This is a genomic window from Paenibacillus shenyangensis (assembly GCF_000346635.1).
Classification (GTDB): Bacteria; Bacillota; Bacilli; order Paenibacillales; family Paenibacillaceae; genus Saccharibacillus; species Saccharibacillus dauci.
In genome coordinates this window covers 42383-56328 of sequence record NZ_AOIG01000029.1, presented here as the reverse complement: position 1 = coordinate 56328, position 13946 = coordinate 42383, and the positions used below count along the sequence as shown (strand labels likewise).

Here is a 13946-nt window from a genome sequence, read left to right as displayed (position 1 = left end):
AACTGCAGTATGATCCGCCCAGTGTTGCCAGGCTGCAGCACGCTGAATCATCCGTTATCCATCTGGAATGATTCAGTGGTCTACAAGAGATAGAGTAGAACGATATGAGAAATTCCTAACGATCATGGACCAATATGGAAAACCAAAATGATTTGTGACCGTTGGTTCCCCTGTATAAGCTTTTGAGAACGGAGTATAGGTAACCGGTAGCTGAACCGCCTTCAAGGAGATCCGCCCGAATTTACCCACATGATTTCCTATGGAAAGTTCAATTCTTTTATGACAAATGGGGATCGATCGCTTGCGTTTGGCGAGGAGAGCAATGTAATCCCAAGCAGAAGTCAATATAAGTGGCTTTCTGTAAAATTGAACAAGTGGTGTGTAATCGGTGTATGGAGGTCAGGTCGCAGAAGCAAGTGGGAGAGAGAATGGAGGGGTCAAAAGCCAATATATGCAAAGAAAGGGACTCGTGTAACAACAGGCCGTAGTGAGGAATAGATGTATGTAGACGGCGTTCCGAGGGTCCCAGTATAAGGAATCAAGAATCCAGCTATAGCTTTCAGCAGGCAGACCGCCATTCATACGCGGTGGCCCCCTGCTAACCTAAAATGCCCCTACCAGGCGTCTGGTAGGGGCATTTTGGATTGTGATGAAAGAAAGAGGCGGGCAGTCGGCGGCGGACCGGGTGAGTGGGGAACAGCCGGGAAGATAAGGGCTGCCCGTTGCCAATCAGGAACATTCGCATTCTCACAGGTGGACGGAGCAAAAAGGCAGCGATCCAGGAAGTGTCCCCGTCGAACGCCACAGAGTCAGGTGAGCATGTCGAGGATGCCCGCGAGCACCTCACCGAGCGGTGATTGGGGGGAGCATCCGCCACTGCAATGTGTGCACCGCCGCGCGGCGTACTGGGTCTGTCAGGAGAAGCTGGGTCACCGCCGTGAACCCGGCGGGCTCCACGTTGGCGGGGAAGTGGAGTGCCACCTGTCCCCGGACGAGTCGGCGGCATTTCCTGGCTGGTCGGTCGTGAGCGGCACGGTGAGTGTGGGACGCCGCTGGCGATGGCCTCGCGGTGGACTCGAACTCCGCGTGTGTGATGAACACGCTGGCGCTGCGCAGCTACAGGGATTGCGGGGGTAACCGCTCGACGTAGACGTGCGGGTCGCCGGTCGTCTCCGCGCGGAGGCCCGAGAGGATCGTGCGTGCGGTCTGTGTTATGAAACGCTTAAGGCCGGGGGTAGACGTAAGCAGAGTGCCAAGGCTGAGGTAGACGATCGGCCGGGCCCAGGTCGCCGCCCGGATGGGGTCCTGGTGCTGATGCGGACGCAGGTCTGCGACGTAGCGGCGGCGAACCTCGCGGACCTGCGAACCGATCACCGGCTGAACTACGAGACGCTGTTGCCGAGGGTGATGCACGGCAGGTCGAGGCGTCGCGCCGCGATGAGGCTGCCCATGTCCGACGAGTCGCGGAGGATCACATCGGGTCTCCACCGCACTACGGTCGAGGATCACGCGCACCCGTCGTTGCCATCCTTCAGGTACCCAGACGACAGCCGACAGCCGGCGACCGATCCGGCGCCGGCCGTCCAGTCGATCCCGGCCGCGTCGAACTCCAGGCCGTAGCACAATGTGGCGTGCGCCTCCATGTTCATCGGGGCGGCGATCCGCACCTTGTACCCGTCGCGGGCGAGGATCTGCACAGCCTGTCTGAGCGGGTTGATGTGGAAGCGCCGGGGAGCGGAGCACAGCAGGAACCGCTTCATGTAGTCTGCGGGCGCACAGCGGAATGTCACGGGTTCGTAACCACGTGTCGTTGGCCGATCACGCGTCATACCTGGTGAGCGAGATCTGGCAGCGGTGCAATGGGCTGCTTCCGGTGGAATGGCTGCTGGGCGACTTCACGCGGCGCACCGAGTATGACGCCGTGCTCATGACGGCGGTGGACTTCTGGGCGCTTCCGGCCATCAACCAGTTTACGTGTTCGCCCGGCTTCGACTTCGGAGACGGTGGCGCCGCGTGGGTCATCTCGCGGGGAAAGGAACGGGCACGGATCGAAGGAATGGCGTATCGCACCGGTGCGCACCTTGTGGGCAAGTCGCGAGGTGACGAGCTGCACGGGCCGCGCAGCAGGCTGCCGGTGGACTTCGGTCGCCGCTCGCAGGAGTTCGGTCGTGGTACGTTGTCGGCCGACAAGACGACGATCGAAGGGCGCCGGTGGCTTGTGACGGTGTTGGATGCGCGGCGACCTGACCGCGCCGCTGCTTCTTAGGCATGACGTAGGCGTTGTTCGTCCTTAGAATCCCCTGCTCCTGGACGGTGGCCGCGTCGTAGGGATCACCGGTCCGGAGGCGGAGCACGGCCGCCTGCGAGCGACCGGTCGCACAGCGGTCCGACTTCGGTCCCTCACAGCGGCTCATCCGGACGGACGAGCTTGTAGCGGTCCGCGTCGAACCGAGCGGCGAGCTGTGTGACATACCGCAGGTGCACCGGTCCCAGCCCACGGAAGGTCCAGTAGTCGGCGGCAGTGGGTAACTCGGACATGACCTGCGTCAGAGCGACCCAAATCGGCATAGGTGGCCGGTCGCGGATGAAGTAGGAATATGCCGGCAGGGTAGAAAGAGAATTCGGATCCGGAAAGGCAGGGGAGCTACTGATTGCGAGAAAACCCGGAATCCGATCCTCCATCGTAAACCGCATAGGATGGATCCATCAGTTGTGCCGGAAGAAATCAGTCCTGCCAGCTGTGAGAGGAGCAGTTTCCCCCTGCAGCTGGTCTGCAGCCGATCGAGATGTGATTTTCTGCCGTGCCCTCCCTGCCCGAATCGCCGATCATAGCTAACCAGCTGGTCGGTCGATGCGCAAGGGTGGCTGTGCCAGCCTACCGGCAGACCCTTGCCCCTCTCTCTTCCGGCCGGTTCGTATGCTCTGGCGACTCGGTCATAGATGACACTTTGAAAACCACATCTTTCTTCTCCTGCAGCCCAGGCAGGTGGACACTGCTCCTCTCTTCAAGAAGTGATCCGCTCAGGCCGCTCGGGCCGGCGATCTGGCCATGGATGCCAGGGGGAAGAAGGAAGCCGGGAAGCCAAGTGTCGATATGAAAACGAAAGGATGAGGACAATGAAAGTAGTGGTCTTTATTGGGATGTATCGAGAGGAAGTTTGGGAAGTCAAAGCCTTTGTCGGGGAGGATGCAGAGAACAGGGCGGCGGCCGCTTTTGAGCAGTATACGGAAGTGTTTTACGTGGAATTCCAGCGACGCTGGGAGACCGGCGATGAAGACAGCTATCATATCCTGGGGAAGGAACTGGGCGGCACCGGTATCGAGATCCTGGAAGCGGAATAAATGATCGAGAATCTACTATTATAAAGGGGAGGATGATGAACATGAAAAACGAAGTGGTTGTATTAATCTGTATGGTGAGTGATCTGGTACAGTATGTGAAAACCTATCAAGGTCCGGATGCCCGGGGACGAGCGGCAGCTGGCTTTGAAGTGTATACCGGTATGAACTTTGAAGAATACTACGAAGCTTGTAATCAGGATGAAGATCCAGAGGAGATCCTGGGTGACTGGATCGGTACGCAGATTGTAATCGATGCGAATGCATGGATGACACCTTGGTCATAACCCAATTTTCCCTGCGGTGCGGCAGCACGGCAGGGAAGTATGAATGCATGGGTGCCTCACTGTTTATCGATCGGCAGTGCCTTTCTCCCTACGGAGCTGGTTTACAAGAAGGCAACAAATGAATATATTTCGAACGAGTTCGCTGAAGAGCACAGCGTTATTCAGGATGCCGTTTAGTATTTCCATAATCCTCACCTCCAAGGAAGCCTGTATTTTGCCTTATACTTATACAATCGGAGTGAGAGAGCTTTCTATTACAAAATGACAGAATAACCTTGAAAAAACCACCCTCTGCTGCGTAGTTGCACGGCAAGGGGGTGGTGGAAGGATCTGTAGGCTGCACTACTCATCGATCGGTCAATACCTCTAATGAGAAGCAGCAGCATCGCCCATGTTAAAACCAGTCTAAAAATTCCAGCAGCCAGTGCAGTTCTCTACACAGCTGAATGAACAGCTTAATCCAATCCGATATAGAAAGCTTTTGCTTCTTTGGAGAGGGGGTTGGTGCTGAGTTCTTCTTTTGGTCTTTTGATAGTTGTTTTGTCATGCCGGTCACTCCTTCAGTATATTTTGAGATCGAAGCCATTTCCGATCTGTGTATCTGCAGAGAACGATTGTGATTTTTGCAGAGACAAAGCTATGATTTTTTCGCGCACTTATAGATTGAGCGGTAAGGCTCGTAGACGGAGTGTCATTCCGGTTACTCATCGTGCATTTGCAGAGAACGAATCTCATTTTTCGTAGACAAAATGCAGGGAAGAATGACAGAAAAAAGATGAAAGTGCATCTTCAAGTGTTAAACAGCAGATCATTAGCTTTGTTCACAGTCAAACATGGCTCTTTCTCGATCAAAGGAACGCCAAGACTGACCGACTTTGGCCCTGTTTTTACGAACAGAAGGAAAAATAATTGAATTTCAAGGCGAAAAGAGAGGTGGTATAGCAAAAAAGCCTGATGCAGCAAGGGTTTTGGCTGCTCAGGCGCGTATTTTGGTTTAAATCGATTTTCACGACCATCAGGTCGACCCTGAAATTAAAAATCGCTTAGAAACGAAATAATAGATTAATGACTTAGAAGTTAGTATAACAAGTAAAATTTCACGCTTTTTTAGCTGTTACTATTCTGCAAGAGGATCAGCGGAGAACGTATATATTTCATACCATTAAGTATCCATCAATTAAATGTTAATAATAATATTTGCTTACATATTAAAATGGAAGAAAAAGGAGTAAAAATAAAGGGGAGGAGAATATACATTCTCTTCCCCTTATACGGTATAATGAGACTCAAAGGAATAAATTTTGCTTGATTTGAGATTTCAAAAAGGGGAAGAGAATTATTTCCTGTTTTTACCCTTATGCGGAAAAAGGATTGACAATCCATATCACTGTTGATCTCACTATTTTAGATTGCTTACTTCAATCATTTATACTTATTAATTGGTAGCAATTAAATTAGTGAAGATGTAAAAAGGAATTAAAAGGTAAAATCGAAATCCGACCTCTCTTTCCCTAAATATGGAATTTTTAAAAGGAAAACCATTCCTCTTCTTCAATGCTTATTTTTATGGATGAAAATGGTAATTTTAAGGGTCACGATTTCCTTCTCATTTGGCGACAAAATTTTGCTTGACAATCGAAGGGTTATAGGTTCGTTTTTTGATATGAAGGAGGAAAAATATGGATAATCTTGTTTCGTTCCCGGGAACGTCTCCACAAGCCGTTTCACCTCGCCATCCGGATGTGCGAAGTACGGAAGAATGGCTTGAGCTGCTGCAGAAAGAAATGACGATGCGGGAGCTGGTGGGTAAAACGCAGTCGGGCTACTCGACCATCTTCCGGCAGTTTATCGAATGGATCAGGGAGCAGCCGGGCGGTGAACATGGATTTTATCCGCAGCTGATGACGCAAACGGCAGTGCAGGGCTTTTTCTCAAAGCTGAAGCACGACGGGAGAGGTTCGAGTCACCTGAATAAGGTCAAAGCAGCGCTCAAAATGGTGCAGTCGATTGCAAATGCAGAGACCTGGGAAGAACCGCTGACACGTAATGCGCTGCAGTATGTCAAAATACCGGTGCAGCCGACGCGGCCACCGCGGGAGCTTTCCGACCGGCAGCGGTATATTCTGCGAAACCTGGTCGAGCGGCAGGATGATCCGCGCGGTGCCGCTGTATTCCAGCTGGGCTTTATGGCAGGCGGACGGATCAGTGACGTCTCTACCCTCAAGGTGGCCGATGTGACCCTATCGCCCAAAAAAGCAGTACTAAACTGGGGCTATAAAAATGAAAAACGCCGGATGGTTCAGGTGACCAACTCGGTGCGGCGCGCCCTGGAGCTGTATCTGTATGGCCGGGAGCCGGGCTGCCGATCGCAGTATGCCCGTGCAGAAGAAAGCCCGTATGTATTTGTCTCGCAAATGGGCGAACGTCTGACCGAGAGCGGTATCAATAAGTGGTTTAATAAGCTGAAGCTCAGCGCGCCGGTCGAGCAGTATGAAGAGATTAAAGAAATCACCTTCCATGATCTACGGCATGATTTCGCGCACCGCATGCGAAATGAAGAAAAATGGACACTCGAAGAAATTGCAGCTTATTTGGGGCATACCACGAAAAGTGGGGGGCTGGCGATCCAGACGACAGTCAGGTATACCATGCAAACCGAAGAAGGATTTAGAAAGCGTATCGAGCAGTTGGATCATAAAAATTAACTATTATATTGAGGAGGACGAAATGTCAGAAAGAACAGTATTAGACGATATGTACGAGGAATTTAATGATAACTTGGGTTCTCATCAACTCATGGATAATGAATTTAATACATTGTACCATTATACTTCGATACATGGATTGGAAGGTATTATATCTAAAGGGGAATTTTGGGTTACTCATGTAAAATATATGAATGATTCCTCCGAAAGTATTTATTTTTGGGAGGTACTCGATCAAGTAATAGAGAGTTTCATCAAGAAAAATCCTAGTGCTTCCGCAAGGAAAGATTTTGTTAATAAATTATCTCAAATTAAGTCACATCATAGCAGATTACTGGGTCTTACTGAGCAATATGTTTTATCTTTCTCAACTCAATCCGATTCATTATCCATGTGGAATTACTACGGGAGAAATGATGGATATTGTTTGGGTTTTTCCAAAATAGAAATGATTGAGTTAATGAACAAATTAAACGAAACTAAAAATGTAGGAATAGTTTTAGCAGCACAAGTTATTTATGATAAAGCCTTACAAATTAAAATTTTAAGTGAAGAATTAGAAAGTGCATATAATTGGTTTTTAGAAAATAAAGATGATGAAAAATGGCAAGAGTTAGGTTCAGAAAGATTTACTAGAGCAATTATAGATTATGCTCTTATCCGTTTTAGTACGTATTCTTCCTTTTTTAAACATCCTGGATTCAGAGACGAAGCAGAATTTCGCGTATATATTCGTAGACAATATTCGTCGGCGCCAAATTATCGTCCCTATCAAGGAATTATGGTTCCCTATATTAAAGTAAGTGTTAAAACAGAGAGCGATGAAATACCTCTACAATCGATTAATGTAGGGCCTTTAATTAAACATGATTTAGCAGTAGAAGGATTACAACGGTGGCTGAAGACTCAGTTATTAACCAAACCAGTAGAAGCAATTGCTATTACCCAGTCCACGATTCCGTTACGTTTTTAAAACGTCATCTTTCTGATCGAGGAATCTTTTTATTAAGGCATTATTATCCTGGGACATGAAAGAGTCCGAATGAGCTCCGGCATTTTGTGGATGGACAACCGATCTATGCCGGACAGGCCATGAGCGTTAAATTTCGTAAAGGCTGGATTTAGGGACGATATGAATGGTCTTTTCACAGTGGAGAACCTATTCGTATTCACTCTTCCGGTGCAGATTATTTCACTATTACGGAAGGGAACCGCGTACGTATACAAGCCTAATGGAAAGGGAGTTTATCGAGGTGAAGAGTACGCCAAAAGACGTTGAAAGCCCGCAGGTAGAAAAAGAAAAGGGTGTACACAAAGCGATTAGAAGAACAGTGCTTCAACAAATCGAAGACAAATTAATCGACAAAAAAATGGATCTGTCGGATCTCCCTATGACTATTCCTGTGATCATGACCTATACCCAAGACGGCCATCAATTGGCCGCTTGCACATATAATTTGGATTTTTTGCGCAATGCGCCTTTGACCAATATGCAAAGCTTTACAGCTTCTGAAAAAAGCAAAATGGTGAACCTGCTGCTCGCATGCTTGAAAGAAGGTTCTCTGCATCTGCAGCATGTTCATTTTCTACTATTACAGATGTATGGCGGCAAGATGCCTACCGGATCTGCCAATCCTTTAGGACCAGAAAAGCTCAAACCGAAAGTGTATCAGATCGCCCAGACGTTACCGGAAGTGTCTGTACTACAAGCGGACGATTTTCTGATGCAGATCTGGCTGCAGATGGCTGGCCCTCCGGATCGGGTGCTGCCTAAAATGAATGCTGTTCAGCTGTCCATGCGCAGTGCCTATGTAAAAGAATATGGATTACCGGTACGGGAAGAAGGGGATTTCTCGTATGATCCGCCGGAATGGATGGCCCCAAAATCAGGTTATATCGTCAGCCCAGGAGCGGGAAGCAGCTGGTATCATCCGGCAGCTTCAAGGGATAGGATGTTATGAGTAGCCAGTCCGCTAAAACGATGCTGCTGCAGCGACTTCGTAACAAACAAGTGCCAGAGGATAAAATTCGGCTGATCCTGGAAGAAACCCATCCGCTGGAGCAAAGAAGATGGGAGATTATCCGATCTGAGGTACGTCATCGATCGGCAGATGCCCTGGATGTATATGTGCTTTTATGCCGGAACAACAAAGAGCCGATTCTTCTGGCTTCTTCCGTTTCAGCGGGACCGTTCATCTATCGGCGCCGAATCGATCATTATATCGCGGAGTATTTAAATGCTTTTTATCAGCAGCGTCCGTCGATGCCAATGCATATATTCGTCCATTCTTTTTCGACCGATATCGAATCGGAAAATCCGCTGGAACGCTTCACGGATCGCTGGAAGTCTATCGCCGGTGAGTCCTGGCTAAAGAGTAGTTATCATATCATTCAGCAGCAGAAAGAATTACCACCGCCGCTGGATCAGTTAGCGTCTTGGACGCATCCGGAGTTTGATGCCTTTGTCAGAGAGCGAGCCGCCGCCTGTTATCAAGAATGGTACGGAGAGGGTACCGGTACGCTGCAGATCCGGATGTACTTGGAACCCAGTGATCCAATCCGACTGGCGAGTCCAGCGGATATTCAACATTATCTCGAAACCGGTGAGGAAACGCCGCACTTGATCGTCGATATCGGCGGCGCCGATCCTGCACACCATCCTGTCACAACACTGCACTTTGATTTGTGGCATGGCTGTTATGGCGATCATACCTGGGACGCGAACCAGTTATGGGGAGTGTTCCGGACAATGGTGTCTCAGTAATTCACAGGTACAGGAGGTACTGATATAGAGAAGAAACACGAAAAGGATAGGAGCCATTACGATGGATTATTTTATTGATTCTGTGCAGGCGTCTACCCGTATGCTGGGGAGATTCCTGCCATCGATAGGGGATAATGGCCAGGGCGTGCGAGAGCAGCAGGTGCTGCAGCAGATCTTGAATACGGTGCGTTTGTTCTATGCCTCCGCGCCAGAGCAGCTGCAGATTATAGGAGAACCGGCGATGGATGATCAGGATATGCTGGTCCCCTATGAATGGTGGGTGCGTTCTGGATCGACGGATACCTGGATCGGATTCACCGTACAATGCTGCCGGTATTTGGTGTATCGGAACCAGCCGGAAAAGGAAACCGGCAGACCGCTGATTACCCGGGAGCGGGTGCTGCAGACGATCCGGATCTCGCGGGAGCGTGGTACGCTGCCGATAATTTCTTTCTTTCAGCCGCCAGATGAGCAGCGACGAGTAGAGGATCATATCACTGACCGGTACTGGACTTTTATACCGGCTGCCGAGCTGCTGCTATATATGGATACCGAAAAGATCGATACGCTGCAGGGCACGCATCGATTGGGGGCTGTCACCATGTTTGATCTGGTTTGTCCGTTCTTCCCGGAGACCTGGGACTTGCCCGTTACCGAGATGTTATACCGGGCGTACACCATTTTTATGGGCAAGGAAAGTGAACCGGCAATTGTGCCTGCTTATGACCTGATTCCGGAGCAACAGATACAGAGGGAACTTCCCGAGGATATCCAGGCAGCGCGCCGAGCAGAGAAGTCAAAGTGCACGGCACTTCTTTGGATTAGCGAAGTTCAGGAATACCCTTTATACCGCATCGATAACCGGATCAGTACAATTTTGCGTGAAGACTATCATCAGCGTCTGCAGATGAAAAAAAAGGGACTCTGAATCGATATAGTAGCGGTTTGATGCAGAGCTCACAGCGAGGATTATACAAGTAGTCTAATATAACTGAGCTTACTCATCCGTCTACATTAATTTTTCTATAGAGAATATCCTAAGGCAGATACTGAAATCTAATAATTTTAGAGGGGCCGTTTATGAAGCCAGAAGACGTTTTTCATATAATAGAACAGTACAATGCAATGAATCAGCAACCATGGTGGAAAGCACCACCAACGATTATTTCTATAATAGCAGTAAGCGTAGCGGCTGCATCCGCATATATTGCTCGGAGCAACGTAAATAAAACTAAAGAATCAAATTGGAATAACGAACTACTCAAATTTGAAAGGGATCTACGTTTTAAAGCAGTTGATGAATTGGTAGAAACACTTACTGAATTAAAGCAAGTTTATACACAATTCACGGGTATGAAACAAATGATTTGGACTGTTTTTAAAGGTAAAGGCAGTATGGAAATGTTGAATAATCATATTGATAAACATTCAAAATCTGAATATGAATCTAATCTTAAAATGGCTACGCGAATGAAACAGCGCAAAATTGTCATAGGCCGATATGAACCTAGAGTAGAAAAGATATATACAGAATCATTTACCTTTTATGAGTTAATCACAGAGCTTCGGCAACGTCTTTATATTCCCGATCATCAAACAATTACGGTAATAGCAGGTGAAAAAGAGACTACTACTCCTGTTACTGCTAATGATCAAAAAACCGTTGATAGCGATGGAACAGTTACAGTTACTTTTTCAGCAGAATCAGTAGAAGAAATTGTAACATTAGCACAAAAAATTGATCAATTTGCTAAAGAAAAAGTTACTCTTTTAGATAAATTAATGAATGAGATGCAAAACGAAGAAATTGTACCTTATTTGCCATCGAAAAAGCTATTCAATAAAAATAAAAAGACAAAAAATGAAGAGCAATCTTAACGTAGAAATTCCTGATTTATTAAAATTTTGTCCCAAAAGTATTATGACCGAATTACTCTACATCATAAGTCTTCGAAATCAATAAAATGCAACTCATGAGAAAGGAGAAAAGGATGACCACATCAAGTCCGGAAGAACGATTCGCCCGGCTGCTGCAACTGCAGCAGAAAAATCAGTTGCTTCAGCAGGAGCTGCTGCAGGACCCGATCGTCTCCGAATTCATGGAGAAGCACCCCGGCCTACCCCAGTCTGTGCTGCAGGGCAGCCTGCCGAAGATCCTGGAATACCGGAATAACCGGCGGCACTGTGAGCAGTGCCCAGGGCTCGACCTGTGTCCGCTGGACCTGCCAGGACATTATACGCATCTGGAAGTGGTCCATCTGGCCGGCGACACCCGGCTGGAAGACCGGCGAGTGCGCTGCAGGCATCAGCGCGTCCTGGAGCATCAGCAGCAGATCCGCCGCAACATCATGAGCTATCACGATGACCGGGAAGCAGTAGAGCGCGGATATGATGCGCAGGAAATCGCTTCCCGGGAGAAAGAGCGGACGCCTGCCGTCCGGCGGGTGCTGCAGTATCTGCAGCAGGTGACTCATACGCAGAAACTGCCGAAAAAAGGATTGTATCTGCAGGGCGGATTCGGTACCGGTAAAACCTATTTACTGGGCTTCTTGCTGCATGAGCTGGCCAAGCTGGGACATACCGGTGTTATTGTCTATCTGCCGGAATTTGTAGAAGATATGAAGCTGCTTATGAATGATCCGAATAAGCTGCAGGCAGCCATGAAACTGCTGAAAGAAACGGATCTACTGGTGCTGGACGATATCGGAGCCGAAAACCTGAATCCCTGGGTACGTGATCATATCCTGGGTATGATCCTGAATGATCGGATGGATAAAAAGCCGACCTTTTACACCTCCAACTACGCGCTGGCTGATCTGCAGACGCATCTGAGCTTTACACATAAAGACGGCGACGATCATTTTAAAGCCGAGCGGCTGATAAACCGGATTGCTCCCTATGTGGAAGTCATCCGCGTGACCGGCGCCAACCAGCGGCCGATGAACTCACTGAACAATAAAGAGGAATGATCTGCAGTCAGGTGCGCTGCAGATCCGTATTGATCAAAAAGGAGATGGACCATGCGGAATGTAGAGGAGCAGCTGCAGAAGCTTCAGCAGAAATACCATCAGCTGCAAAGTGATTATGCGAATCTGATGGAAGAAAAGACCTGGATGGAAGAACGCTATGATCGTTTGTGCCAGAATGAAGAGCATACAAAGCGGCAGATGCTGAACGTCATGGACGAAAATGCTTCTCTTCGTGCAGAAGTAAGGGGGCTTCGGGATCAGCTGGAAAAACAATGGCCCGCCCGGAGACAGAGAGAGGCGGAAACCGAATTGATCCGTGCCGCCAAAGCGATTGTCGCGTTGGCGGAGGAAACGTCTTCTTCGTCGTTGAAGCGATCAGCAGCTCCTGTACAGCAGCTGTCGCTGCAGCTTTCCAGCGAGTAATCGCCGTGGCATCTATTTCTACACATAGGGAGAGTGTGGCATGTCTTTTTGGACCACATTAATTGTAGCGGCTATTCTCGTTTGGCTGTTTAATCGATGGGCGACCCGTAAGCAGAAAAGTGAGAAATATAAAAGCCTGGGATGGGTAGCGATCGTAGTTGTCGTTTTTGGGTACCAAATCCTTGTTGATCAGTTTGGGAATACCCGAATCGGCAGCTTCATGGAAAGAGCAGAATATATCGCGCCCTATTACGTTCACCTGTATAAAACACCAGACGGAGCCCGCAGTGTTAAAGTAACTGCAGAAATTCAGGCGACCCATACGGATGATAGCTGGACGGATAATGACGGCAACGAAAACTCCGCTGCTCAGCGGGTATATTATCTGTACGAGGCTACCTTGCCTAGTGGAGAAGTACTTACTTTTTATGACGCTATCGATTCAGAGGGCAGCGATGTGGCGCTGCAGCCGCAACGCCGCGTAGAAGTAACCGACGATAATCAGCAGACCTGGTACGTTGAATTGACGGAAGAACAAGTGGAATAGCCTGACCATTCTCTGATCGAGCCCGCGTTGTTTGCCGGGCTCCTCTTATAACCAGGAGGTATTCTATGTGCGGACGATATACACTAATGACCGAGATGAGTCAGCTGGCGGAAGCTTTTAACCTGGCACACCTGCGATATGACCAGTCACCACGTACCAATATTGCTCCTACCCAGGACGTGCCGGTGATCCGGATGCAGGCAGACGGCCGGGAGCTGGAAGGTTACCGGTGGGGACTCATCCCGTCCTGGGCCAAAGATCCGAAGATCGGCTTTAAAATGATCAATGCACGGGCAGAGACGGTAGCCAGCAAGCCCTCTTTCCGGAATTTGATGCCGCGCCATCGGGTGGCTGTAATTGCTGATGGATATTACGAATGGAAGAAAGAGGGGAAAGAGAAGCAGCCGTTTCGCTTCCAGCTAGAGTCCAAAGCGCCGTTTGCTTTTGCAGGGTTGTATGATGAGTGGAAATCGCCGGAAGACGGCGAGCTGATCCGCAGCTGCACGATTATTACGACAGAGCCGAACCCACTGGCTGCGGAAGTGCATGACCGGATGCCGGTGATTCTATCTGCAGATGCCCTGGCTGCCTGGCTTGATCCGGACGTGACCGATAAGGAGCAGCTGCAGCAGCTTCTGGTTCCTTATCCGGCGGATCAGATGATCAAGTATCCGGTTTCCAAAGCAGTGGGGAAGGTAACGAACAGCCAGCTGGATCTGATTGAGGAAGTCCCTTTAAACTCCAAATAGACAGGCGAGCCGTTTATGTGTCCTTTTTTCATAAGTAATAGGCTAAAAGCGGACATAAAAAGACCCTATTGGTACCGATAGGGTCTTTTTATCTGGTCCATATTTGTCTAAATCAAGAAATGCTTCTTAAAAAAATTCTAAATAATTACATAAATAACATATA

At 48.8% G+C, this 13946-nt stretch carries 16 protein-coding genes; 13 read left to right on the top strand and 3 right to left on the bottom strand.

Going from position 1 to position 13946, the window contains the following annotated elements; all coding sequences use genetic code 11:
* Positions 1–1505 precede the first annotated feature (1505 nt).
* The gene (locus H065_RS0121650; protein WP_017815192.1) at positions 1506–1760 is read right to left on the bottom strand and encodes a hypothetical protein; all 255 of its coding nucleotides are present in this window, start codon (positions 1758–1760) and stop codon (positions 1506–1508) included.
* Positions 1761–1783: 23 nt separating this feature from the next.
* Here H065_RS0121650 and H065_RS0121645 point away from each other — a divergent pair, with 23 nt between their 5' ends.
* Positions 1784–2266, top strand: a complete 483-nt coding sequence (locus tag H065_RS0121645; protein ID WP_017815191.1) for a hypothetical protein — start codon at positions 1784–1786, stop codon at positions 2264–2266.
* 134 nt (positions 2267–2400) lie between these two features.
* Here the strand turns inward: H065_RS0121645 and H065_RS28365 are convergent, their stop codons facing one another.
* Positions 2401–2682 (bottom strand): hypothetical protein, encoded by a 282-nt coding sequence (locus H065_RS28365; RefSeq protein ID WP_238558011.1) that lies wholly within the window; start codon positions 2680–2682, stop codon positions 2401–2403.
* Positions 2683–3117: 435 nt separating this feature from the next.
* On the opposite strand from H065_RS28365, the gene H065_RS0121635 reads away from it, so the two are divergent.
* Together H065_RS0121635 and H065_RS0121630 are read left to right on the top strand one after the other, a co-directional pair.
* On the top strand, positions 3118–3342 hold the full coding sequence (locus H065_RS0121635; protein WP_017815189.1) for a hypothetical protein: 225 nt from the start codon (positions 3118–3120) through the stop codon (positions 3340–3342).
* A gap of 41 nt (positions 3343–3383) precedes the next feature.
* Complete coding sequence (locus H065_RS0121630) at positions 3384–3626, top strand: hypothetical protein (RefSeq protein WP_017815188.1); 243 nt, start codon at positions 3384–3386, stop codon at positions 3624–3626.
* A 394-nt stretch (positions 3627–4020) separates the two neighbouring features.
* Here the strand turns inward: H065_RS0121630 and H065_RS28000 are convergent, their stop codons facing one another.
* Complete coding sequence (locus tag H065_RS28000; RefSeq protein ID WP_017815186.1) at positions 4021–4173, bottom strand: hypothetical protein; 153 nt, start codon at positions 4171–4173, stop codon at positions 4021–4023.
* A gap of 1132 nt (positions 4174–5305) precedes the next feature.
* Here H065_RS28000 and H065_RS0121615 point away from each other — a divergent pair.
* From H065_RS0121615 to H065_RS0121570, 10 genes are all read left to right on the top strand, one after another.
* On the top strand, positions 5306–6331 hold the full coding sequence (locus H065_RS0121615) for a tyrosine-type recombinase/integrase (RefSeq protein ID WP_017815185.1): 1026 nt from the start codon (positions 5306–5308) through the stop codon (positions 6329–6331).
* Between the two features lie 22 nt (positions 6332–6353).
* The gene (locus tag H065_RS0121610; protein ID WP_017815184.1) at positions 6354–7304 is read left to right on the top strand and encodes a DUF2971 domain-containing protein; all 951 of its coding nucleotides are present in this window, start codon (positions 6354–6356) and stop codon (positions 7302–7304) included.
* 259 nt (positions 7305–7563) lie between these two features.
* Entirely contained in the window at positions 7564–8292 is a 729-nt protein-coding gene (locus H065_RS0121605) for a hypothetical protein (protein ID WP_238558010.1), read from the top strand.
* Complete coding sequence (locus H065_RS0121600) at positions 8289–9095, top strand: hypothetical protein (protein WP_017815182.1); 807 nt, start codon at positions 8289–8291, stop codon at positions 9093–9095. Before H065_RS0121605 ends, H065_RS0121600 begins: the two co-directional genes overlap by 4 nt.
* A 61-nt stretch (positions 9096–9156) precedes the next feature.
* On the top strand, positions 9157–10023 hold the full coding sequence (locus tag H065_RS0121595; protein WP_017815181.1) for a hypothetical protein: 867 nt from the start codon (positions 9157–9159) through the stop codon (positions 10021–10023).
* 152 nt (positions 10024–10175) lie between these two features.
* Positions 10176–10973, top strand: a complete 798-nt coding sequence (locus tag H065_RS0121590; RefSeq protein ID WP_017815180.1) for a hypothetical protein — start codon at positions 10176–10178, stop codon at positions 10971–10973.
* Positions 10974–11086: 113 nt separating this feature from the next.
* A complete protein-coding gene (zapE, locus tag H065_RS0121585; protein WP_017815179.1) occupies positions 11087–12064 on the top strand; it encodes an AFG1/ZapE family ATPase in 978 nt (325 codons plus the stop codon).
* A 51-nt stretch (positions 12065–12115) separates the two neighbouring features.
* Positions 12116–12487 carry a hypothetical protein gene (locus tag H065_RS0121580; protein WP_017815178.1) on the top strand — a complete coding sequence of 124 codons (372 nt, stop codon included), beginning with the start codon at positions 12116–12118 and terminating at the stop codon, positions 12485–12487.
* A 40-nt stretch (positions 12488–12527) separates the two neighbouring features.
* On the top strand, positions 12528–13034 hold the full coding sequence (locus H065_RS0121575; protein ID WP_017815177.1) for a hypothetical protein: 507 nt from the start codon (positions 12528–12530) through the stop codon (positions 13032–13034).
* Between the two features lie 65 nt (positions 13035–13099).
* The gene (locus H065_RS0121570) at positions 13100–13783 is read left to right on the top strand and encodes an SOS response-associated peptidase (protein ID WP_017815176.1); all 684 of its coding nucleotides are present in this window, start codon (positions 13100–13102) and stop codon (positions 13781–13783) included.
* Positions 13784–13946: the final 163 nt, after the last annotated feature.